This is a genomic window from Yimella sp. NH-Cas1, from assembly GCF_022359705.1.
Lineage (GTDB): Bacteria > Actinomycetota > Actinomycetes > Actinomycetales > Dermatophilaceae > Yimella > Yimella lutea.
The window spans coordinates 1,620,318-1,642,944 of record NZ_JAKSGG010000003.1; the positions used below are offsets into that span (position 1 = coordinate 1,620,318).

General features: G+C 67.2%; 20 protein-coding genes and 1 pseudogene. 10 read left to right on the forward strand and 11 right to left on the reverse strand.

Annotated features, from left to right (window positions below; translation table 11 throughout):
* Positions 1-2: 2 nt before the first annotated feature.
* The 4 genes and pseudogenes from MF407_RS08145 to MF407_RS15850 form a co-directional block, all read right to left on the reverse strand.
* Positions 3-605, reverse strand: coding sequence for a DUF5998 family protein (locus tag MF407_RS08145; protein ID WP_129623987.1), 603 nt, complete (start codon positions 603-605; stop codon positions 3-5).
* An 85-nt stretch (positions 606-690) separates the two neighbouring features.
* Complete coding sequence (locus MF407_RS08150) at positions 691-3,363, reverse strand: bifunctional GNAT family N-acetyltransferase/acetate--CoA ligase family protein (protein WP_239701982.1); 2,673 nt, start codon at positions 3,361-3,363, stop codon at positions 691-693.
* A gap of 19 nt (positions 3,364-3,382) precedes the next feature.
* Positions 3,383-4,786 (reverse strand): hypothetical protein, encoded by a 1,404-nt coding sequence (locus MF407_RS08155; protein ID WP_239701983.1) that lies wholly within the window; start codon positions 4,784-4,786, stop codon positions 3,383-3,385.
* 50 nt (positions 4,787-4,836) lie between these two features.
* Positions 4,837-4,938: pseudogene (locus MF407_RS15850) on the reverse strand (hypothetical protein); the annotation flags it as partial.
* A gap of 143 nt (positions 4,939-5,081) precedes the next feature.
* On the opposite strand from MF407_RS15850, the gene MF407_RS08160 reads away from it, so the two are divergent.
* From MF407_RS08160 to dhaM, 5 genes are read left to right on the forward strand one after another with little or no spacing between them, the layout of a single operon-like run.
* Positions 5,082-6,836 carry an AMP-binding protein gene (locus MF407_RS08160; protein WP_239701984.1) on the forward strand — a complete coding sequence of 585 codons (1,755 nt, stop codon included), beginning with the start codon at positions 5,082-5,084 and terminating at the stop codon, positions 6,834-6,836.
* Entirely contained in the window at positions 6,833-7,516 is a 684-nt protein-coding gene (locus MF407_RS08165; RefSeq protein ID WP_345770844.1) for a nitroreductase family protein, read from the forward strand. Before MF407_RS08160 ends, MF407_RS08165 begins: the two co-directional genes overlap by 4 nt.
* Positions 7,513-8,514 (forward strand): dihydroxyacetone kinase subunit DhaK, encoded by a 1,002-nt coding sequence (gene dhaK / locus MF407_RS08170; RefSeq protein ID WP_239701985.1) that lies wholly within the window; start codon positions 7,513-7,515, stop codon positions 8,512-8,514. Before MF407_RS08165 ends, dhaK begins: the two co-directional genes overlap by 4 nt.
* 2 nt (positions 8,515-8,516) lie before the next feature.
* The gene (gene dhaL / locus MF407_RS08175) at positions 8,517-9,134 is read left to right on the forward strand and encodes a dihydroxyacetone kinase subunit DhaL (RefSeq protein ID WP_168990090.1); all 618 of its coding nucleotides are present in this window, start codon (positions 8,517-8,519) and stop codon (positions 9,132-9,134) included.
* Positions 9,131-9,541: a dihydroxyacetone kinase phosphoryl donor subunit DhaM gene (dhaM, locus tag MF407_RS08180; RefSeq protein ID WP_129623992.1), complete on the forward strand. Its 411-nt coding sequence runs from the start codon at positions 9,131-9,133 to the stop codon at positions 9,539-9,541. The genes dhaL and dhaM overlap by 4 nt, the downstream gene beginning before the upstream one ends.
* An 82-nt stretch (positions 9,542-9,623) precedes the next feature.
* Here dhaM and MF407_RS08185 read toward each other — a convergent pair whose 3' ends face one another.
* Positions 9,624-10,676: an alpha-hydroxy acid oxidase gene (locus MF407_RS08185; RefSeq protein WP_239701986.1), complete on the reverse strand. Its 1,053-nt coding sequence runs from the start codon at positions 10,674-10,676 to the stop codon at positions 9,624-9,626.
* 35 nt (positions 10,677-10,711) lie between these two features.
* Between MF407_RS08185 and MF407_RS08190 the strand changes: the two genes are divergently transcribed.
* Complete coding sequence (locus MF407_RS08190; protein ID WP_239701987.1) at positions 10,712-11,521, forward strand: LLM class F420-dependent oxidoreductase; 810 nt, start codon at positions 10,712-10,714, stop codon at positions 11,519-11,521.
* 49 nt (positions 11,522-11,570) lie between these two features.
* Here MF407_RS08190 and MF407_RS08195 read toward each other — a convergent pair whose 3' ends face one another.
* Positions 11,571-11,987 (reverse strand): VOC family protein, encoded by a 417-nt coding sequence (locus tag MF407_RS08195; RefSeq protein ID WP_129623994.1) that lies wholly within the window; start codon positions 11,985-11,987, stop codon positions 11,571-11,573.
* Between the two features lie 392 nt (positions 11,988-12,379).
* On the opposite strand from MF407_RS08195, the gene MF407_RS08200 reads away from it, so the two are divergent.
* The 3 genes from MF407_RS08200 to MF407_RS08210 all read left to right on the forward strand — a co-directional run bounded on the left by MF407_RS08200 (position 12,380) and on the right by MF407_RS08210 (position 16,668).
* A complete protein-coding gene (locus tag MF407_RS08200) occupies positions 12,380-13,093 on the forward strand; it encodes a thermonuclease family protein (protein WP_239701988.1) in 714 nt (237 codons plus the stop codon).
* Between the two features lie 150 nt (positions 13,094-13,243).
* A complete protein-coding gene (locus MF407_RS08205) occupies positions 13,244-15,712 on the forward strand; it encodes a DNA topoisomerase IV subunit A (RefSeq protein WP_129623995.1) in 2,469 nt (822 codons plus the stop codon).
* Positions 15,713-15,744: 32 nt separating this feature from the next.
* The gene (locus MF407_RS08210; protein ID WP_129623996.1) at positions 15,745-16,668 is read left to right on the forward strand and encodes a sucrase ferredoxin; all 924 of its coding nucleotides are present in this window, start codon (positions 15,745-15,747) and stop codon (positions 16,666-16,668) included.
* Between the two features lie 192 nt (positions 16,669-16,860).
* Here MF407_RS08210 and MF407_RS08215 read toward each other — a convergent pair whose 3' ends face one another.
* The 4 genes from MF407_RS08215 to dinB all read right to left on the reverse strand — a co-directional run bounded on the left by MF407_RS08215 (position 16,861) and on the right by dinB (position 19,866).
* Positions 16,861-17,259: a hypothetical protein gene (locus MF407_RS08215; protein WP_239701989.1), complete on the reverse strand. Its 399-nt coding sequence runs from the start codon at positions 17,257-17,259 to the stop codon at positions 16,861-16,863.
* 10 nt (positions 17,260-17,269) lie between these two features.
* Positions 17,270-17,902 carry a transposase gene (locus tag MF407_RS08220; protein WP_129623998.1) on the reverse strand — a complete coding sequence of 211 codons (633 nt, stop codon included), beginning with the start codon at positions 17,900-17,902 and terminating at the stop codon, positions 17,270-17,272.
* Positions 17,903-17,940: 38 nt separating this feature from the next.
* Complete coding sequence (locus MF407_RS08225) at positions 17,941-18,528, reverse strand: HhH-GPD-type base excision DNA repair protein (protein ID WP_129623999.1); 588 nt, start codon at positions 18,526-18,528, stop codon at positions 17,941-17,943.
* Between the two features lie 129 nt (positions 18,529-18,657).
* Entirely contained in the window at positions 18,658-19,866 is a 1,209-nt protein-coding gene (gene dinB / locus MF407_RS08230) for a DNA polymerase IV (protein ID WP_239701990.1), read from the reverse strand.
* 82 nt (positions 19,867-19,948) lie between these two features.
* On the opposite strand from dinB, the gene MF407_RS08235 reads away from it, so the two are divergent.
* Positions 19,949-20,425, forward strand: a complete 477-nt coding sequence (locus MF407_RS08235; RefSeq protein WP_239701991.1) for a hypothetical protein — start codon at positions 19,949-19,951, stop codon at positions 20,423-20,425.
* 33 nt (positions 20,426-20,458) lie between these two features.
* Here the strand turns inward: MF407_RS08235 and MF407_RS08240 are convergent, their stop codons facing one another.
* Positions 20,459-22,567 carry a DNA topoisomerase IV subunit B gene (locus tag MF407_RS08240; RefSeq protein WP_239701992.1) on the reverse strand — a complete coding sequence of 703 codons (2,109 nt, stop codon included), beginning with the start codon at positions 22,565-22,567 and terminating at the stop codon, positions 20,459-20,461.
* Positions 22,568-22,627 lie beyond the last annotated feature (60 nt).

Genomic DNA, 22,627 nt, shown 5'->3' on the forward strand with positions numbered 1-22,627 from the left:
CTTCAGCGACCGGTGACCGCGGACAGCGCTGCAGCGAAGTCGAGTGCGTTCTGCAGGTTGCGTTCGCCGTCGGCGTCGGCGCTGACCCGGACGCTGATGTCGTCGGCCGTGACCGTGCCCTCGTAGCCGTGGTCGGCGACGCAGTCGGGGTCGGCGCAGGCTGCGGGCAGCAGGTCGACGCGGCTGACCGTGCCCCAACCGATGGTGACCGTCACCTCACGTCCGAGTGACCCTTCGGCGTACTTCTCCGGCGAGTTGATGACGTGGGTGAGCATCACTCCGCGGATCGCCGACAGCGGCACCGTCTCGGTGGTCGCGGTGGCGACGTTGCGGGCGACGATCGTGGGTGCGTCCAGGGACGGGGTGTGGTCGTCGGCGTGGGCGATGACCAGGCGTCCGCCGCTGATCACCAGCACGGTGATGTGCCGACGCACGGTGTCGGTGTCGATCGTGGTCTCCGCGTGTACCAGGTGGGCGTCGACGGCCTGAGTGCCCAGGGCCGCCTTCAACACGTCGGCGACCAAGGCCGGGTAGTAGCCCGCCTGCTCGATGTCATGCAACAACGCGTCGGGCAAGGTGGCGGCGGTCAGGTGCGAAGCGGACATGAGGGCCATCTTCCCATGTCCTCACCGGGGCAGCTGCGTGACGGCGGCGATGTGGATCGCCCAAGCCGCTGTCAGCGGCCTGCGGTCACCACCCGCTCATCGCGCGGCGACCACTGTCGCTGCGGCCGACCGGCGGCGCGACGACGATCGACGCGCCCAGCACCTCCGCGCCCCACCGGTGGGTGTTGACCGGGTTGAGGTTGAGTTCGTAGATCTGCGGGTTGGTGTTGGCGAGCACCGAGACCCGGGCGATGACGTCGCGCAGCGCGTCGCGGTCGATCGGCGCCCGGTGCCCGAAACCGTCGAGGATCGGGGCGGCCCGGACGGAGTCGATCAGGTCGTCGATGTCGTTGCTGCTGAACGGCGGGATGCGGTAGCCGAAGTCGTTCATCACCTCGGTCGGCACACCCGCCAGGCTGAACCGCACGACGGGACCGAACAACGCGTCCTCCTCCGACATCACCACGCACGGGATGCCGGGTTCGGCCATCCTCTGCACCACGAACGTGTTGGCACCGATCGGGGCGAGCCGGTCATCGAGCGCGCGGTAGGCCTCGGCGACCGCGTCGGCGGAGCCGAGATCTGCTCGCACCGACGACACCGGCTGGATCCGCACGATCGGCGAGGTCGACTTCAGCACCACCGGGTAGCCGATCTCGTCGGCGGCTGCGACCGCCTCCTGCACCGAGGTCACGGCCGTCGAGGGCCAGACGGTGATGCCGTACGCCGCCAGCAACTCCCGTGTCTCCAGGGCGGTGAGCTCGCGGCCGTCGGGCTCGGATTCCAGCACCGTGGCGATGATTGCTGCGGCCTTGTCCTGGTCGATGCCCTCGGGGAGCACGAGGTCGTCGCTCTGCCGGTCGAGCCACTGCCCGTACCGCGTGGCGGCGGCCAGCGCACGGATCGCGTCCTCGGGCATGGAGTACGACGGGACGACCTCGCGTCGGCCGTCCTCGCGGGGCTGCCCGGCCAGCACCTCGGATACCCCGCGGATACCAAGGAACGTTGTCACACAAGGCTTCTCGTAGCGTCCGGCAACCTCTCCGAGTGCCTCGGCGATGTCGAGACCAGCCGACTGGCGGGGCGGGAGGAACGCGGTGACGACCGAGTCGACGTTCGGGTCCTCGAAGGCTGCCCGGACGGCGTCGGCGAACTCCTGTGCCGTTGCCTCGGGATCGAGGCTGACCGGTCCGTGGGTCACCTGCAGGCGCCAGGACACACACGCGTCGGCGGCCAGTGCACCCAGCGCTGAAGAGTTGCCGACGACCGCGACCCGCTCCCCCTTCGGTATCTCCTGGTGCACGACGAGCTGAGCGATGTCGAACATCTGGTGCACGTTCTCGACGCGGATCACGCCGGCCTGACGCAGCATCGCCCGGAAGGCCTCCGGCCGGATCCGGGTCGGACGCACCCGATGCCCGGGCGGCACGCCGTACTCCGAGACACCCGACTTCACCACGATCACCGGCTTGGCCTTCGACAAGCGCCGTGCGATGCGGTTGAACTTGCGCGGGTTACCCATCGACTCCAGGTACATGCCGACCGCACGCGTCTGCTCGTCGTCCAGCCAGAACTGCATCAGGTCGTTGCCGGAGACGTCGGCGCGGTTACCGGCCGACACGAAGGTGCTGATGCCCAGGCCACGACGCGCAGCGGACTCCAACCCGGCGATCGCGAGCGCACCGCTCTGGGAGAACAGGCCGAGGTCACCTGCAGCCGGCAGCTCCGGTGCCAGCGACGCGTTCAGTTGCACATCGACGGCGGTGTTGATGAGACCGAAGGAGTTCGGGCCGACCACACGCATCCCGTGGTTGCGGGCGGTTCGCAGCAACTCCTGCTGCAACTGCTCTCCGGCCTCACCCGCCTCGGCGAATCCGGACGACACGACCAGCACGCCGCGGACGCCGTGCTGGGCGCACTCGCGGACCACGCCCGGGACTTCGGACGCCGGGACCGCGATCACCGCGAGGTCGATGTCGCCCGGGACGTCGGCGAGGCAGGTGTACAGGTCGCCCTCGACCTCGGCGTGCGCGGTGCGGTTCACCGCGTACAGGTCACCGGCGAAACCACCGGTGCGCAGGTGTTCGTACAAGTCGCGGCCGGTGGACTCACGGTTGCGGGACACCCCGATCACGACGACGCTGCGCGGGTTCAGCAGTGCGCGGATGCTCGCGGCTTCGGCTCGTTGCTCCCGTGCGATCCGGACGGCTTCACTGGCGTCCGTGGGCTCGATCGGGAACGCGAGCGAGATGACGCCGTCGTCGAAGTGGTGTTTGACGCCGAACCCGGCATCGATGAAGACGCCCATCATCTTGCGGTTCTGCGGCAGGACGTCGGCGGTGAACTCCTCGACCCCGGCCTCACGGGCGATGGCCGCCATGTGTTCCAGCAGCACCGACCCGATACCGCGCCCCTGGAAATGATCCGAGACGTTGAAGGCGACCTCGGCCGATGTCCCGGTGGGCCCGCCGAGCCGGTCGTACCGGCCGATCCCGATCAGTTCCTCGTTGCCCTCCAGCACCAGCGCGACCCGTTCGACGTAGTCGACATTGGCGAAACGCTTGGCGTCCTTGTCGGACAACTCCTTCATCGGTGCGAAGAAGCGCAGGTAGATCGACTCCGGCGACTGCTTGCGGTGAAAGTCCTGCAGAGCCGCGACGTCGTCGGGACGGATCGGCCTGATCTGCGCGACGGAGCCGTCTCGCAGGACGACGTCCGCCTCCCATCCAGCCGGATAGGGCGCCGGATTCTCGCTCATGCGGCCCAGCATGTCATGTTCACGACTTCGGGACGACGACCTTCCAGGACTTCCCGAAGTCGGAACTCACCCAGAAACCCGGGGTCGTGCGCGGAACCGCGTAGAACTCCGCCCCGCCCGGGCTACCGGTCCAGTCGAAGCCGTTCACCGGCGGCGGCTGCGGGAATCGGGGCACGGTCCAACTGCGTCCGCCGTCGGCGGAGATCTGCAGGACCCTGCGCGCGTCGTCCCCGGAACTCGTGCCACCACCACGTGGGCCGCCGACGGTCACCACCAGGTGCTGCGGGTCGGCGGCACCGAGGCTCAGCTGTCCGATCTGGGGAAGGCGCAGCGTCCCGACGGAGTGCTCGACCCAACTCTGCGCCTGGTCGTTGCTGCTCACCACACGGAAGGCTCCGCGGTCCTGTGACAGCCGGCACAGCGCGAACATGTGCGCGTCGGTGCTGGCGGTGATCGTCACCGCTTCGAGGGGGCTTGATCCGCAGACCTCGGGGGCTTTCATGGGCTCCAGCCGTTCGGCAGCCAGCATCCACGGCTGCTGCATCGGGCGGCCGTCGTTGCTGGTCTGCACGATGACCAGCGCGTCCTTGACCACGACGGAGGCGTCGTCGATCGGTCCGGAGAGCGCCGCCGAGTCGACAGTCGTGAACGAGCTGGGGTTGGCGCGGCTGCTGAAGGAGACGTAGACCGGGCCCGAACACGTGCCCTGGACGCAGCCGTCCGCGGTGAGCAGGTAGACCTGCCCCTCCCAGATCTCCAGGTCGAGCACGGTCTGTCCGGGGTGGTTGACCTTGTCGAAGCTGACGCCGCGATCGGAGGTGACCCACAGGTCGCCGCCGTAGACGTAGCCCACCTGGGAGTCGACGAAGCGGACGTCGCTGAGCGCACCGTCCGGCTGGATGTTCGGCACATCGGCGCCGGACGCACTCGAGGTGTCGGTGCCGTTGAAGATGTGGACGGCCTGCCAGGACTCACCGTCGGCGCCGGAGCGCAACAGTGTCGGGCAGATGTCCGAACCACACTCGGTCGACCCGAGGTTGTACAGGGTTCCGCTGCCGGCATTGCTGACCGACCAGGTGCGGAACGTGGCCGGCACGCCCTGCGGCAGCTGGGCAGCTCCCATGTCGTCACCGGCGTCGGCAGTGCCCCGCTCAGACCCGTCCTCGCTGGCGGCCACGGTCTGCCCCGGACGGATGTTGTCGGCTCCGAAGGGTTCCTGCTTCCAAATCCATACGCCGGCCAGCACGAGCATCGCGGCGACTGCAGCGGCGATGACGCCTCCCCAGGCCTTGCCGGCGGTGCGCATCGGGCTGCGACGGGCGGTCTGCACCACCTGTTGCCAGTGCACGTCGTTCGGCGTAGCGGGCTCGATCGCGTCGCGGTGCTTGGCGAAGAAGTCATCGACCAGGTCCGGTTCGTTCACGGGATCCTGGGATGGGTCGTCGCCATGACGTCGTCCGAAAGGCGAACCGTTCATCGCTGTCCCTCCAGACGTTCCATCAACAGTTTGCGCGCATCGAACAGATCCCGCTTGATCGTGCCCTCGGACTTGCCGAGGCTCTGCGCCACCTGGGCGACGGAAAGGTCAGCCTAATATTGCAGCAACACCGGGCGACCCGGATCGGGGTCAACGTCACTGCTGTCACGAACAGCAGGACGCCGACCGCTACTCACCGGTTGGCCCGCGCGACGACGTCTTCGTCGCTAGTGTCGAAAACATGCCGACCACAGAGCCTGGTAGCACTCCCACGAATCTCTTCGGCCGTCTGCGGGACGCGTTGCTGGACGCCCGGGAAGACCCGGCTGCGGCCGCGAACGCCTGGCAGACACCCGCATTCGAATCGTTCAACTGGGCGACGGACTGGTTCGACGCAATCGCTGCGCGACACCCCGACCGTCCTGCGCTGATCGTGAAGTCGGCCGACGAACGCCTCGAACGCAGCTACGCGGATCTTTCGGCCCGCTCCGAGCAGGTCGCCGGCTGGTTGTCGGACGCCGGCGTGCACCAGGGCGACCGCGTCCTGCTCATGCTCGGCAACCAGGTGGAGTTGTGGGAATGCATGCTCGCCTGCATCCGTCTCGGCGCGGTGACGATCCCCGCGACGATGCTGCTGACCTCCGCGGACCTGCGCGATCGGGTCGAGCGCGGCGAGGTCAAGCACGTGATCGCCGCCTCGGCGGTCACCGGTGCATTCACATCCGTCGAGGGCGACTTCACGCGCATCGCCGTCGGTGACCCGGCGTCCGGTTGGCTGTCGTACTCCGACTCCGAGGCCTCGACGACGCCCGCTCCCGCGGTGACCACGGCACCGGACGACGCGATGCTGCTGTACTTCACCTCCGGCACCACGTCCCGTCCCAAGTTGGTGCTGCACACGCAGACCTCCTACCCGCTCGGCCACCTGTCGACGATGTACTGGATCGGGCTGCAGCCCGGCGATGTCCACCTCAACATCAGCTCTCCGGGTTGGGCCAAGCACGCGTGGAGCAACGTCTTCGCACCGTGGAACGCAGGCGCGACCGTGCTGGTCGTCAACCAGCCGCGGTTCGATGCCCGCGAACTGCTGGAGTGGGTGGCACAGGAGAAGGCGACGACGTTCTGCGCCCCACCCACCGTGTACCGGATGCTGATCCAGGCCGACCTCGCCGCCTACCGCGGCAAGTTGTCGCTGCGCGAGATGGTCGGGGCCGGCGAACCGCTCAATCCCGAGGTCATCCAGCAGGTGGAGAAGGCCCTCGGGCTCACCATCCGCGACGGCTTCGGCCAGACCGAGACCACGGCCCAGGTCGGCAACACTCCCGGGCAGCCCCTCAAACCCGGCTCCATGGGCCGCCCGTTGCCGGGCTACGACGTGGTGCTGGTGGATCCCGCCACCGGTGAGGAGCGCAACGGTCCGGGCGACGAGGGTGAGATCTGCCTGCGCCTGTCCGGACCACTCGGCCGGCCGGCCGGACTGATGACCGGTTATTACGGCGACGAGGCGAAGACCGCGCAGGTGATGCGCGACGGCATGTATCACACGGGTGACGTCGCGGCCCGGGACGAGGACGGCTACGTCACCTACGTCGGACGCGCGGACGACGTGTTCAAAGCGTCCGACTACCGCATCTCCCCCTTCGAACTCGAGTCGGTGCTGATCGAGCACCCGCTCGTCGCGGAAGCGGCGATCGTGCCCTCGCCCGACCCGACCCGACTCGCCGTCCCGAAGGCGTATGTCGTTCTCACGGAGGGAAAGTCACCGTCCGCCGAGATCGCCAGAGACATCCTCGTGTTCACCCGAGAGCATCTCGCTCCGTACAAGCGGATCCGGCGCATCGAGTTCTTCGACCTGCCCAAGACGATCTCGGGCAAGATCCGTCGGGTCGAGTTGCGGCAACGAGAAGCCAGTTCGCACGGGGACGGTGGCGACTCCACCTCGCGTGCCTCCAAGCTCGAGTTCTGGGAAGCCGACTTCCCGGATCTGAGGTCATGATGGAACTGCAGAAGGCGATCCGTCGCCGCCGGATGATCCGCGATTTCGACCCCGACCGGCCGGTCCCGCGCGACGTCGTCGACACGGCGGTGACTCTCGGATTGCGGGCACCGAGTGCAGGCTTCAGCCAGGGCTGGGACTTCGTCGTGTTGACCGATCCCGCTGACCGGCAACGGTTCTGGGAGGTCACCACCAACGCCGACGAGGAACTCGACCGTTGGCTGGCGAAGGTGAGTTCGGCTCCGGTGCTGATTCTGTGCTGCGGCGACAAGGACACCTACCTTCGCCGCTACGCCCAGCCGGACAAGCCGTGGCAGGACATGGACGAATCGCACTGGCCCGTGCCCTACTGGGACGTCGACACCGGGATGGCCGCCCTCATCATGCTGCTCGTCGCTGTCGACGAAGGCCTGGGTGGTCTCTTCTTCGGAGTGCCGGTCGAGCGGTGCGATGTCGTCCGGGAGACGTTCGGCATCCCCGGAGACCGGTCGCTGGTCGGTGTGGTCGCGATGGGGTACGCGCGCACCCAGCGTCCGAGTGGCAGCACCCTGGCGCGCCGTCGTCGTCCGACGGGCGAGGTGGTGCACGACGGTCGTTTCGGCTCGCCCTGGTCCACCGATCGAAATGTGCTGACAAGGAACCCATCTCAAGGGGTTCCTTCCGGAAGGATGAAGACATGAAGAAACTCATCAACGACCCGGCTGATGTCGTCGTCGACGCGTTGCGTGGATTCGAGGCGGCTCACTCCGACCGGGTCCGCGTCGACCTCGACCTGAAGACCATCTACCGCAAGGACGCCCCGAAGCAGGGCAAGGTCGCGCTCATCTCCGGCGGCGGCTCGGGTCACGAGCCGATGCACGGTGGGTTCGTCGGACCGGGCATGTTGGACGCGGCCTGCTGCGGCGAGGTGTTCACCTCCCCGGTACCTGACCAGATGATGGCGGCGACCACCGCCGTCGACGGTGGCGCGGGCGTCCTGCACATCGTGAAGAACTACACCGGTGACGTCATGAACTTCGAGATGGCAGCCGAGATGGCCGAGGCCGACTCGGGCATCCGCGTTGCCTCGATCGTGACCGATGACGATGTGGCAGTTCAGGATTCGCTGTACACGGCCGGGCGCCGCGGCGTCGGCGTGACCGTGCTGCTGGAGAAGATCGCCGGTGCTGCCGCCGAGGAGGGACGTGACCTCGACGCCGTCCTCGAGGTCGCGAAGAAGGTGAACGGGAACGGTCGTTCGATGGGCATGGCGCTCACCTCGTGCACCGTCCCGGCGGCCGGTGAACCCACCTTCGAACTCGGCGAGGACGAGATGGAGGTCGGCATCGGCATCCACGGCGAGCCGGGCCGGGAGAAAAGGCCTCTGGCGTCGGCACGCGAGATCGCCGAGCAACTCCTCGGCCCGATCCTGAAGGACCACGACTTCAAGGGCGCTCCGGCAATCGTGATGATGAACGGCATGGGTGGCACGCCGCTGCTAGAGCTGTACCTGATGTACGGGGAAGTGGCGAAGATTCTCGAGGCCCAGGGCGTTGCGATCGCTCGCAACCTGGTGGGCAACTACATCACCTCGCTGGAGATGGCCGGCTGTTCGGTGACGCTGCTGTGCGCGGACGACGAGCTGGTGAGCCTGTGGGATGCACCGGTCAACACTCCCGGCCTTCGGTGGGGGTGCTGAGCATGACGTTGAATCTCGAAACGGCAGCTGCCTGGATGTCCGACTACGCGAGTGTCATCGACGAGAACGCGGCGATGCTCACCGACCTCGACCGTCAGACCGGTGACGCCGATCACGGCAGCAACATGCAACGCGGAATGAAAGCCGTTGCCGCACTTGACCCCTCGGAGTTCGACGATGCGGCGGCGTACCTCAAGAAGGCGGGCATGACACTCGTCTCCACCGTCGGTGGCGCGTCCGGCCCGCTGTACGGCACCTTCCTGCTCCGCTTCGCCGGCGCGGTGGGCGACGGTGGCAAGGACGCGCTGACCGCAGCCTTCCGGGCCGGACTCGACGGCGTCGTGCAACGTGGCAAGGCCGAGGTGGGCGACAAGACGATGGTCGATGCCCTCTCCCCCGCAGTCGACGCGTTCGACGCAGCCGGCTCGCTCGATGAAGCGCTGAACGCGGCGGCCGAAGCGGCCGCGAAGGGTCGCGACGAAGCCACCCCGCTGGTCGCCCGGAAGGGTCGCGCGTCCTACCTCGGAGAACGCTCGAAGGATCACCAGGATCCAGGAGCCACCAGCCTCACCTTGCTGCTGGAGTCGGCCGCCCGCACTCTCGTAGGTGATTGCGCGTGATCGGTATCGTCGTCGTCTCGCACAGTCGAGCTCTTGCGGATGCCGCGGTCGAGTTGTCGTCCGAACTGTTCGGCGCCGGCACCCCGCCCACGATCGTGGTCGCGTCCGGCACCGCAGACGGCGGATTCGGCACGGATGCCACCGCAGTCAGCGCGGCGATCGAGGCGGCCGACTCCGGTGACGGCGTGCTCGTCCTGATGGATCTGGGCAGCTCGGTGATGAGTGCCGAGATGGCGCTGGAGTTCCTCGACCCCGACCTCGCCTCGCGGGTACGCCTGTGCGGCGGACCGCTGGTCGAAGGGCTCGTGATCGCCGGCGTCACAGCGTCCACCGGAGCCTCGCTCGACAAGTGCGACAGCGAGGCGCGGCGCGCGCTCGAAGCGAAGGGCAAGCACCTCACCAGCTGATGAAGGTGCATCTCGTCCTGCACACCACCCTGCCGATACCTGGTCGTACACCGAGCAGAACTGTTCCTGCGACATGTCGGCCTCAACCTCGGACAAGGTGCGCGTCCCGGATCTGCTGCAGGTCGGTGACGCCGGCCAAGCCCATCACGTGCTTCAGCTCGGCGGCGTACTCGAGCAGCAACGACTCGACGCCGGGACGGCCCTGCGACGCGAGCGCCCAGAGGGCAGGGCGACCGACGAAGACCGCTGACGCCCCGAGGCCCAAAGCGGTGAGGATGTCGAAGCCGTCACGCACTCCGCCATCGACGACCACCGGCACCGAATCACCCACCGCCTCGACGATTTCGGGAAGAACACTCGCGGGCGTCACGGCACGGTCGAGCTGGCGTCCGCCGTGCGCACTCACCCAGACGGCGTCCGCGCCGTGATCGACGAACAAGCGTGCGTCGTCCTCGCGGAGCACACCTTTCACGACGACCGGCAGGCCGCTGATCTGCTTCAACCACTCGATCGTCTCGACCCCGATCGCCGGGTCCTGGTCGATGTGCGACCACGGGGCGCGGGCCTGTTGGGGAGTGAGGTGATCGCCCATGTTCACCAGCGCGAGTTCGTCGGTCATCTCCATCGGACGCCCGGAGTCGGGGATGTTGCGGTGTCCGACGTACGGGGTGTCGACGGTCAACACCAAGGCGGTGGCACCGGTTGCGACCGCGCGCCGCACCATCCCTTCGGTGACCTCGCGCGTGAGCGTCATGTAGACCTGGAACCACCACGGCCCCCGCACGGCCGCACCGACGTCCTCGATCCGACAGGTGGAGCGACTGGAGAGCACGAACGGACTGCCCACCGCGCCGGCGGCTCCGGCCGTCGCGATCTCACCCTCGGCGTGCGTGAGTTTGTGGAAGGCGGTCGGTGCCACCCCGACGGGGTTCGACCAGGTGCCGAACAGGTCGAGGCCGAGATCGACGGTCGACACATCGCGCAGCGTCCGTGGACGCAGACGGTAGGCGGCCCACGAGGATTCGGCCTCGGCCACCGAGATTCCCATCCCGCACCCGCGCTGGACGTACTGCCAGAACGGTGGGTCGAGACGGTGCGCAGCGGTCTCCCGGAAAGCTTCGATCATCGGGTGCATACCTGCCACCCTAGGACCGCGTTAGCGTGGGTTTCATGACCAACCGCCCCGTCCGCATCGGCGTCCAGATCCAGCCCCAGCACGGCTCGTACGACAAGATCCGGGACGCGGTACGCCGCGCCGAGCACCTCGGCGTCGACGTGATCTTCAACTGGGACCACTTCTTCCCGCTCAACGGCGACCCCGACGGCATGCACTTCGAGTGCTGGACGATGCTCGCCGCCTGGGCGGAGCAGACCACCCGGGTCGAGATCGGCGCCTTGGTCACCTGCAACAGCTACCGCAACCCGAACCTGCTGGCCGACATGGCCCGCACCGTCGACCACATCAGCGACGGACGTCTGATCCTCGGCATCGGCTCGGGTTGGTTCGAGCGCGACTACGACGAGTACGGCTACGAATTCGGCACTGCCGGAGGCCGATTGGACGAGCTGGCGACCGCGCTGCGGAAGATCGAGCACCGCTACGAGCAGTTGAACCCCGCACCGACGCGCAAGATCCCCACGCTCATCGGCGGAGGCGGCGAGAAGAAGACTCTCAAGCTCGTCGCTCAGTACGCCGATACGTGGCACTCCTTCGCCGATCCCGCGGTGCTGAAGCACAAGCTGTCGGTGCTGCAGGGGCATTGCGAGCGGGAAGGTCGCCCCATCGAGGAGATCGAGATCTCCGTCGGGGTGGGCGGTAAGGGGCGCGAGGGACGCTCCCCGGACGCTCCGCAGGTCGAGGGACAACCGCTGTACGACCTGGGTGCGCGTCTGTTCACGATGGGCACCGGCGGGCCTGACTACGACCTCGCTCCGGTCGAGCCATGGCTGCGTTGGCGCGACGAGATCAACGGCAACTGATCCGAAAGTCCGCGAAACTCGCGGGTCAACTCGCTGCGATTGCGGACGTTCAGCGGTCGCGGGTGGACAGCACGCAGAACTCGTTGCCCTCCGGATCAGCCAGCACCGTCCAGGTGACCGCGCCTTTGTCGGCGTCCGATTGACCGACCTCGACCCCGGTGGCCCCGCGTTCGAGCAACGCTTTGATCTCGGCTTCGCGATCCTGGGATGAGTGCGGAGCGAGGTCGATGTGCAGCCGGTTCTTGACGGTCTTGTCCTCGGGCACCGGCACGAAGACCAGACCCTGCCCCTCGGCCAGCCAGTCGTCCAGCGACTTCACCGGATCGATACTGGTGCCCGGCGGAACAACGACGACCTCGTCGTCGGCCTCGTACACGATCACCCAGCCGAGGGTCTCGGCCCACCACCTGCTCAGTCGTGCGGGGTCGTGGCTGTCGACGACGATCGTGTACCAGCGAAGTGCCATACCGACGATTGTGCTCCTGGGTCGACTCGGAAACGGCGAAACGCCTGCGCGGGATGAGTACTGCAATCTAATCTCGTGAGGTGCCCCGCCTTTCACTCCGTGCGCTGACTCCTGCCCTGCTCGTGCCGCTTCTGGCGAGCTGCAACCCGGCCCCGGACACGACCCAGACTTCCGTCGCGCAGCACACATCGGCCGTTTCGACGGCATCCGTGAACGCCGGATCCACTGCAGCGCAAGAGAATTCAGCGGTACCGGAAGCAGCGAGCGACGAGCCGACCAACGGCACCTCTACCTCGGCAGCGGCGGCAGCCGCACCGTCCACAGGTGGTGAGACGACGGCCACGACACCCGGTAGCACCGCTTCTGCTCGGCCAGCCGGCAGCCTGGTGCAGGTGGCCGGCATCACCGACGGGGACACGATCAAGGTGTGGATCAACGGGGTCCGGCAGCCGGTGCGCCTGCTCGGCGTCGACACACCCGAGAGTCGTAAACCGAACACCGCCGTGGCCTGCTACGCCAAGGAAGCCACCAGCAGGATGCAGAGCCTGGTCCAGTCCAAGCAGGTTCACCTGGTCGCCGACCCGACCCAGGTCGACCGTGATCGGTACCACCGGCTGGTGCGATATGTCGTGCTGCCCGACGGAACGGACGTGTCTCAGGCGATGATCGCCGGCGGGTTCGGTCGCGAGTACACCTACGCGGCGGCGTACGGCAAGCAGGATACGTTCCGCACCGCGCAGACCCAGGCTCAGTCGGCCAAGCTCGGCCTGTGGGGTGCCTGCAGCTATGACGCGGCCTTCAACCCGGCCTCCGCCGTCCCGTCCGCGACCGCACCGGCTCCCTTCGTCCCGCCGAGCACATCCACCCAGCCGCCGGCACCCCGCCCGACCGCACGCCCGACCGCACGCCCGACAACGCCTCCGCCCGCGGCCGAGCCGGCCGGCTGCTCGATCAAGGGCAACATCAACAGCGAGGGTGAGAAGATCTACCACCTTCCCGGTCAATCGGCGTACGACAAGACCAGGATCACGACGTCCAAGGGCGAACGCTGGTTCTGCTCCGAGCAGGAAGCCCGGGACGCAGGCTGGCGCCGGGCCAAGCGCTGAGTTCCGATTCCCTTCTTTCGTCCCGGAATTGCGCGGCGAACGCGTGTCGGAACGGGCGTGACGGTGCCTGCTGAACAACACTTGCAGATGGCCTGTCGCCGTCGGCGGTGACAGGACACTCAGCTTGTCCGGCATCACCGAGGGAGACCCATGGCCCGCCGTCGTAACGACGACCAACCGCTCGAACCCGACTTCGTCGAGAACATCGTCGACATCACGGTCGAGGACGAGATGCAGACGGCGTTCCTGGAGTACGCGTACTCGGTCATCTACTCCCGTGCTCTGCCGGACGCCCGCGACGGTCTGAAGCCGGTGCAGCGCCGGATCCTGTTCTCGATGGACGAGTTGGGTCTGCGTCCGGATCGCAACCACGTCAAGTGTTCGCGCGTCGTGGGCGAGGTCATGGGTAAGTACCACCCGCACGGCGACACCGCGATCTACGACGCGCTGGTGCGTATGGCCCAGCCGTGGACGATGCGCCTTCCCCTGGTCGATGGCCACGGCAACTTCGGCTCGCTCGACCAGGGCCCCGCTGCGTCGCGGTACACCGAGGCCCGGCCGGCACCCGCCGCGCTGCTGATGACCGCGTCGCTGGACGAGAACACCGTCGACTTCGTACCCAACTACGACGAATCCGAGCAGCAGCCCGCCGTGCTGCCGGCGGCGTTCCCGAACCTGCTGGTCAACGGCGCCAGCGGTATCGCGGTCGGTATGGCCACCAACATGCCCCCGCACAACCTGGTCGAGGTCATCGGCGCCGCGCGGCACCTGATCACCAACCCCGACTGCTCGCTGGACGACCTGATGAAGTTCGTTCCGGGCCCGGACCTGCCGATGGGCGGCCAGATCGTCGGGCTCGAAGGCATCCGGGACGCCTACCTCACCGGACGCGGTTCGTTCCGTACTCGTGCGACGGTGCGGGTCGAGAATGTCACGCCGCGTAAGAAGGGTCTGGTCGTCACCGAACTGCCCTATCTGGTCGGTCCGGAGAAGGTCATCGAGAAGATCAAGGATCTACACCAGGGCAAGAAGATCCAGGGCATCTCCGACGTCAAGGATCTGTCCGACCGCAACAAGGGCCTCGAACTCGTCATCGAGATCAAGAACGGCTTCAACCCCGACGCAGTGCTGGAGCAGTTGTACAAGTTGACCCCGATGGAGGAGTCGTTCGGCATCAACAACGTCGCGCTCGTCGACGGTCAGCCGCGCGCCCTCGGCCTGAAGGAACTGCTGAAGGTTTACGTCGACTTCCGCATCGACGTGGTGCGCCGCCGCACCGAGTTCCGGCTGGCGAAGAAGAAGGACCGTCTGCACCTGGTCGAGGGTCTGCTCATCGCGATCCTCGACATCGACGAGGTCATCCAGGTGATCCGCACCAGCGACGACTCCGCTGCCGCCCGCGCCCGGTTGATGCAGGTGTTCGATCTGTCCGAAGCGCAGGCCAACTACATCCTCGACCTCCAACTGCGCCGACTGACGAAGTTCTCCCGCATCGAGTTGGAGCAGGAGGCCGACGAACTGCGCAAGGCCATCGAGGAACTCGAGGCGATCCTCGGCGATGAGAAGGTGCTCAACAAGCTCGTCTCGACCGAACTCGCCGACGTCGCCAAGGCTCACGGCACTCCTCGACGGACTGTGTTGCTTGAGTCCTCCGGAGCTCCGAAGCAGACGGCCACGCCGCTCGAGGTCACTGATGACCCGTGCTGGGTATTGCTCTCCTCCAGCGGACTGCTGGCTCGCACGACGACAGCGGATCCGTTGTCCGACAGCGGTTCTCGTAGAAAGCATGACGCGATCGTCGGCGCAGTACGCACGACGGTCCGCGGCGACTTCGGCGTGGTGACCTCCTCCGGACGGGTCACCCGGCTGACCGCCCTCGACCTGCCGACCCTGGTCGCCACCAATGAGGCGCCGGCGTTGTCGGGCGGAGCCCCGCTCGCGGCGTTCGTCGATCTGCCCGCCGGGGAGAAGGTGCTCACGTTGATGAGCCTGGACGCTTCGGCTCCGCCGCTCGCGATCGGTACGGCGAACGGTGTGGTCAAGCGGGTCACCACCGAGTACCCGAACCGTGATTCGTTCGAGGTGATCACGCTCAAGGACGGCGATGAGGTGGTCGGTGCAGCTCAACCCGCTTCCGACACAGCCGAACTCACATTCGTGACGTCGGCGGCCATGCTCCTGCACTTCCCCGCGTCCGGCGTGCGGCCGCAGGGTCGCACCGGTGGTGGCGTGGCAGGCATCAAGCTCGGCGCCGGCGCAAAGGCGATCTGGTTCGGCGCCGTCGAATCGGCCGACGCGGTGCTGGTCACGGTTGCCGACTCCTCCGGTGCGCTGCCGGGCACCGGAGGCGGGTCGATCAAGGTCACCGAATTCGCCGCCTACCCCGGCAAGGGTCGGGCCACCGGCGGCGTCCGCTGCCACCGTTTCCTGCGCGGTGAGGACGAGCTCGTCTTCGCCTGGGCCGGACGCGCACCACGCGCCGCGACCGGCGCAGGTGTCGCGGTCGACCTGCCGGACGCCGACACCCGCCGCGACGGCAGTGGCGTGCCCCTCACCGGCAACCTCGCTGCGATCGCCGGCTCGGTCGCAGACACCGCAACCGAACCGTCCGACGACTGACCGTCGACGATCGGTCCGGCAGACTGGCCCGCATGAGTGACGTGACGCAGTGTTCGCGGCAGTGGGACGAAGCCGGGCTCCCGGCGCCGGGTTCGGCATCGGTGGCGCAGTTCTGGGTCGCGCTGGAACAGAACGGACCGTGGGGTCATGACGCCATCGCGACAGCTCATTTGCCGGAAGGTATCGGCCCTGCGCTCGAACGCGCGATCTCGGACGCCGGAGGTCGGCTGTTGCTCATCCGCCGACCGGGTCGACACGTCGACACCCACGACACTTCACTCTCACGATTCTGTTTCGTCGCAGGCGGATCGGCCGATGACCCGTGGCTGTTGGAAGGATCGCTGGGTGATCCGGCTGACCTGCTCCGTATCGATTGGCGCCTGCACATCGCCGAAGGTCCGGATGCTGTGAGCCAGGTGGTGCCGCTGCTGGAGGAGACACGCGACGTCGCCCTCCTGGTCTGCGCCAACAGTAAACGCGACCAGTGTTGTGCGGTACGGGGCCGACCGGTGGCGGCACACGCGTCCGAACAACACCCCGGACGCGTGTGGGAGTGCTCGCACACGGGCGGACACCGGTTCGCACCCACTGCGGTCATGCTTCCCTCCGGTCAGACCTACGCCCGACTGACCGGGCAGACGGCGCTCGACGCATACGACGCGGAACGCCGGCGCGAGGTGGCGGCCTCGCTGAATTCGTTGTCGCACAACCGGGGGCGCAGCGTGCTCGCACCACCCGCGCAGGCCGCCGAAGCCGCCGTCCGCGCCGAGAGCGGTGAACTCGCCCTGGACGCATTCACCGTCGAGGAGGAGGACGTCGACCGAATGCGGGTGCAGCACCGGAACGGGCGCACCTGGCGTGTGCAAGTCACCTCGTGCGCCGGGCCAGACCTCAAGGACTCGTGCCTGAAGCAGCCGAAACCGTCGAACTACTGGACCGTGGAGTTGCTCGACTAGAGCGCCAGATACATCACATGCAGACCGACGAGACCGCACCCTTGATGCCGAGCTGGCCCAGATCCTGCCCGGCGCGTCGGTCCGGGGCGCCGCCAATGCCACCCGCCGCGCAGCGCTCAGCCTCTACCCGGACGGCGCGACCAAACGCTCGGTCTAGGCAGCAGGCGACCCTGTCCAGGTGGATGTTCTGGCTCAGCTGATCAACCAGTGCGCAACTCCCGCGCATCCGCAGGCCCAGAGCACACTGACGAAGGTGCCGATGATGAATCGCTCGGCCACCGCCGAGTTGTCGCCGTTCTTCAGTTCCGGGTATCGACCCAGGCCCTTGACAGCCAGCACGATCGGGATCGCTTCGGGCCAACCGAGAAGAAGTCCCGAGTAGATCGCCAGCCGCTCCAGACCCCCGATCCACGCGCCCCCGCGCAGGCTCGACCCTGCGGCTTCGACGGAGTGTTCGTCGGCGTCCGCCGCCGGCGGCGTCGAGTGGCTGCCGCGGTCGACGACCCGGAAGCAGAGCATGGTGAGCAGCCCGCCGACCAGGACGGCCACGAAGCCGATCACCGTGACGATGAGCGCCGATCCCCGATCCATGGTGTGCACGCTAGCCGGGACCACCGACAGTCTCGGCGCGAGCCCGGTCGAGCAGTCGCTCGACCAGCCGCGCCCCCGCCTGCGTCTCGGCGAACCCACTCGATCGCAGCCGCTGGCTCACCGCCGAAGCGGTGATACCCAGGCTCTTGGCAACCTGCTGCTGTGGTCGACCGTCGGCGGCGACGGTGCACGCTTCCCAGCCGGCCGGCGTCCGGCGACGCCACACACTCAGCAACAGCCACAGCACTGCTTCGGCTTCAGCGCATGCGGGAGGGCCCACGACGCGTAGATCCTGCGGCGCGCTGCGCGCGGTGTTGAGCGCATCGCGGGCGGCGAGGAAGGCCGGACCGTTCGCGGCACGGACGTCACGCGGAACAGGACGATCGACATCGCCGATACCGATGCCTATACGCCAGCCACCGAGCCGCGTGAGGGTCTCGATGACAGACACCACCGCAGCCGAATCGGTGACCAAGCCCTGAATCTCGTCACCGGCTGTACGCGCGAATCGGCGCGAGCTTCGTCCGAGCCGCAGTTGCGCGAGGGCGTCCAGCGCCGCCGGGACGTTGTCGCCTCCCTTGCGACTACCGATCTGGTCGGCCGTGACGACGACCGAACCCTTCACCGCGTCCGATTCAGGCATATGCCTAAAGTACTACGGATGAAGGCTATTGCCTACATTCAGCTCGACTCCTCAGCCGCCTTCGCCTTGGCCGCGGCTTTGGTCTGCTTCTTGAAGTCGCGCACCTTCTGCAGCGACTCACCGTCGACGACGTCCGCCACCGACCGGAAGCTCCCTTCCTCTGCGTAGGGTCCGATCACCTCACGCCAGCCGTCCGACCGGACGTCGAGCCGCTTGGCCAGCAGGGCGGCGAAGATGCGGGCCTTCTGGTCGCCGTAGCCCGGCAGAGCCTTCAATCGTTTGAGCAGTTCCTTGGTGTCGCCGGCAGTCGACCAGATCTTCGACGCGTCGCCGTCGTACTCGGCGACGACGACCTGAGCCAGCTGCTGCACGCGACCGGCCATCGAACGGCCGTACCGATGGATCGCCGGAGGGGTGGAGGCAAGGTCGGCGAACTGCTCGGGCTCCTGTGCGGCAATCACTCTCGGGTCGATCGTGCCTAGGCGGGACGCGATCTTGGCCGGACCACGGAAGGCGTGCTCCATCGGATACTGCTGATCCAGCAGCATTCCGACCAACAGCGCGAACGGATCACTGGAGAGCAACTCGTCGGCTTCGACATCCTGGGCGATCTGCAGCTTCACCATGCGGCGCAGTCTAGGCCGCCCCCCGGGGCGAATCGGCCGGAGCACCTGCCACCTCGATTCCGAGGATATGCAATGTCGGTCCGGGCACCGTCGGGGTGCGGTGGACCTGGCCGCAGGACCCCGACTGAGTCACATTCCGTCGGGCAGCATCGGCACGTCGAACCCGTCCGAGCTGCCGACCAACACACCGCGCCGCACCGAACCCGACCCGAACTTCTCGCGCACCTCGTCCAACGCAGTGTCGAGGACACCGGATTGGTGGGCGTCGAAGGGCAACATCAACTGCGTGGTGCCGCTTGCGTCGAGAGCACCGATCGTCAAGCCCAGCAACGTGATTCCGCGGTCAGCGATCAGCGGGCGTAGCCCGAGCAACAGTTCACGGGAGATCCGCAGCACGGTCTCGGTGGCCATCGTGGGTCGAGGCAGCGTGCGTGATCTGGCGACCCGCTCGTAGTCGCCGAACCGAACCCGGACGGTGATTGTCGCCCCTGGTCGGCCACCGTCACGGACTCGACCCATGACCCGGTCGACGATGCCGACGAGGATCTGGTCGAGTTCGGCATCACTACGCCGCCCGGGGCCGAACGCCCGCTGCGAGCCGATCGATCGGCGACGCCGACCCCGCTCGACCGGACGCGGATCCTGGAAATGCGCCAGTGCGAACAGGTGTCGCCCCGAGGCCTTGCCGACTGTCTCGGACAATGACCGATGCTCGAGCTCGGCGAGCTGCCCGATCGTGCGAATTCCCTTGGCGTGCAACTTCTCCGACGTCTTCTTACCGACTCCCCACAGCCGTTCGATCGGGAGCGGGTACAGGAAATCCTCCTCGCCGTCGTGTGGAACGACCAGCAAGCCGTCGGGCTTGCTGACCGCGCTCGCGATCTTTGCGAGGTACTTCGTGCGAGCTACCCCGACCGAGATCGGCAACCCCACCTCGTCCCGCACCCGCTGCCGCAGCAGCGCAGCGACCTGGGACGGTGAACCGACCAGACGGGCGAGTCCGCCGACGTCCAGGAACGCTTCGTCGACCGAAATTCCTTCGACGTTCGGCGTGAGGTCGTGGAAGATCTCGAAAACCGCCCGACTGGCTTCCATGTAGACCTTCGGCCGCATCGGCACGACCAGCAGATCAGGACACAGTTGGCGGGCGATGCGCTCGCCCATCGGTGTCGAGACGCCGTACGCCTTGGCTTCATAGGAGGCCGCCATGATGATCCCACCGCCGACCGCGACGGGACGCCCACGCAGCCGAGGGTCGTCGCGCTGCTCGACGGAGGCGTAGAACGAGTCGAGATCGGCGTGCAGCATCGGTCCCTCGACCACTCCCTCACCGGACACGAACATATGTTCGCATCAGCCGCCGACAACGGCCACCCTGCGCAGCGACCCGACCACCTCTTCCGGGTCGTACGGTGGGGGGATGAGCGACGAATCGAAGGAATGGAACAGCGACTTCGGCAGCACCGAACTCGACCCGCAGGAGCGCCGGGACGCCGAGACCTATCTCGACGACCCGAACGACAGCGACGATGAACCCTGGACACCGCCGGAGCGACAGCCGCGGGCTGGGGAGTTCCTCGACGACGACGAGGAAGAGACGATCGACCAGCGCATCGGGCAGGAAATCCCCGAGGAAGGCACCGCCTACGGCGCGCCGGAGGAAGAGGCGGAGGCGTTACGCGACGACGCCATGGCCGGCGGTGACGACCCGGACGCGATCCCGGCCGACCAGGACTTCATCGGTGACCCCGACGAGGTCGACGACTCGGCGTACCAGCGGCGCGACGAGACCGAACCCGCGGAGGAAGCGGCGCTGCACGTCGTGGACGACGATGAGCAGTCCCCCGACGAAGAGGATGTCGACATCGAGGACGAGGACGTCGAGTTCGAGGACTGACCGCGTAGCAGCCCTGACCCGGCGGGCCCGATCTCAGGCGTCGATGCGCTCGAGATCGAGGCCCGCTGCGTTGTCGACGATGAAGTCCTTGCGGGGCGCGACCTCCGAGCCCATCAGCAGATCGAACATCCGCTCGGCGGCCTCGGCGTCGGCGAGTGTGACCCGGCGCAGTGTGCGATGGCGCGGCTCCATCGTCGTCTCGGCCAGCTGGTCGGCGTCCATCTCGCCCAACCCCTTGTAGCGCTGCGGCTGCTTGATGTGACGGCCCTTCTTCTGCAGGTCGGCCATCGTCTTGCGCATCTGCGCCTCGGAGTAGGTGTAGATCACCTCTCCCTTGCTGCGGCCCTGCGCACTGGTCTCGATGCGGTGCAGCGGAGGCACGGCGGCGTACACCTTGCCGGCCTCGACCAACGGACGCATGTACCGGAAGAACAACGTCAACAGCAGGGTGCGGATGTGCGCACCGTCGACGTCCGCGTCGGTCATCAGGATGACCTTGCCGTAACGCACTATCTCCGGGTCGAAGGAACGACCGGAACCGCCACCGACGACCTGGATGATCGAGGCGCACTCGGCGTTCTTGAGCATGTCGCCCACGGACGCCTTCTGCACGTTGAGGATCTTGCCGCGGATCGGCAGCAACGCCTGATATTCGGAGTTACGGGCCGCCATGCCGGTGCCGAGCGCGGAGTCTCCCTCGACGATGAACAGCTCGGTGCGTTCGGAGTCGGTGGAGCGACAGTCCTTCAATTTCGATGGCAGAGAAGAGGATTCGAGCGCTGTCTTGCGGCGCTGGGTTTCCTTGTGAAGACGCGCGCTGATGCGCGTCTTCATCTCCGACACGACCTTCTCCAGCAGCTGGGTCGACTGGGTCTTCAAGTCACGCTTGCCCGAGGTGAGGTTGGCGGTGAGTTCCTGTTCGACGACCTTGCTGACGATGGCCCGCACCGCCGAGGTGCCCAGCACCTCCTTGGTCTGCCCCTCGAACTGCGGCTCCGCCAGCCGGACGGTGACGACGGCGGTGAGTCCCGCCAGGATGTCGTCCTTGTCGACCTTGTCGTTGCCGACCTTGAGCCGACGTGAGTTGACCTCCAACTGCTTGCGGAAGACCTTGAGCAGCGACTGCTCGAACCCGCTGACGTGGGTGCCGCCCTTGGGCGTTGCGATGATGTTGACGAACGACTTCACCTTCGTGTCGTAGCCCGTGCCCCACCTCAGCGCGATGTCGACGACGCAGTTGCGCTCGACCTCGGTCGGCATCATGTGGCCCTTGTCGTCCAGCACCGGCACCGTCTCGGTGAACGTGCTCTCACCCTGCAAGCGCCACACGTCGGTGACCGCAGGGTCGGCGGCGAGGTACTCGGTGAACTCACTGATGCCACCGTCGTGCAGGAACAACTCTTCGTGGGGACCATCGGCACCGGGAGTCTCGGGCAGACCGCGTTCGTCGCGGATGGCGATCGCCAGACCGGGAATCAGGAACGAGGTCTGGCGTGCACGATCCAGCAGACCTTCGTAGTCGAACCGTGCGTTCTTGAGGAAGATCTGGTCGTCGGCCCAGTAACGGATGCGGCAACCGGTGACCCCACGCTTGGCCTTGCCCACGACCGCGAGTTCGCTGCCCACCTCGAACGGAGTGAACGGCGCGTCCGGGCCGTCGCCGGCGAACGTGCCGGGTTCGCCGCGGCGGAAGCTCATCCCGTACGTCTTTCCCGCCCGGTCGACCTCGACGTCGAGTCGCGCCGAGAGCGCGTTGACGACCGATGCGCCGACGCCGTGCAGGCCACCGGAGGCGGTGTAGGAGCCTCCGCCGAACTTGCCACCCGCGTGCAGCTTGGTGAACACGACCTCGACACCCGAGAGTCCGGTGCGAGGTTCGATGTCGACCGGGATGCCTCGGCCGTGGTCGCTGACCTGCACCGACCCGTCGGCGAACAACGTGACCTCGATGCGATCGCCGTGACCGCCGAGCGCCTCGTCGACGGCGTTGTCGATGATCTCCCACAGGCAGTGCATGAGACCGCGCCCATCGGTCGACCCGATGTACATGCCCGGACGCTTGCGCACCGCTTCGAGACCTTCGAGCACCTGCAGGTGCCGAGCGTTGTATTCGGAGGCGGACGATGTACTGCGAGGAACCACGGGGGTCGAACTCCTTCGTGCGGGACGGCGCTCGCAGCGTAACCGCGCTCACCGACATCG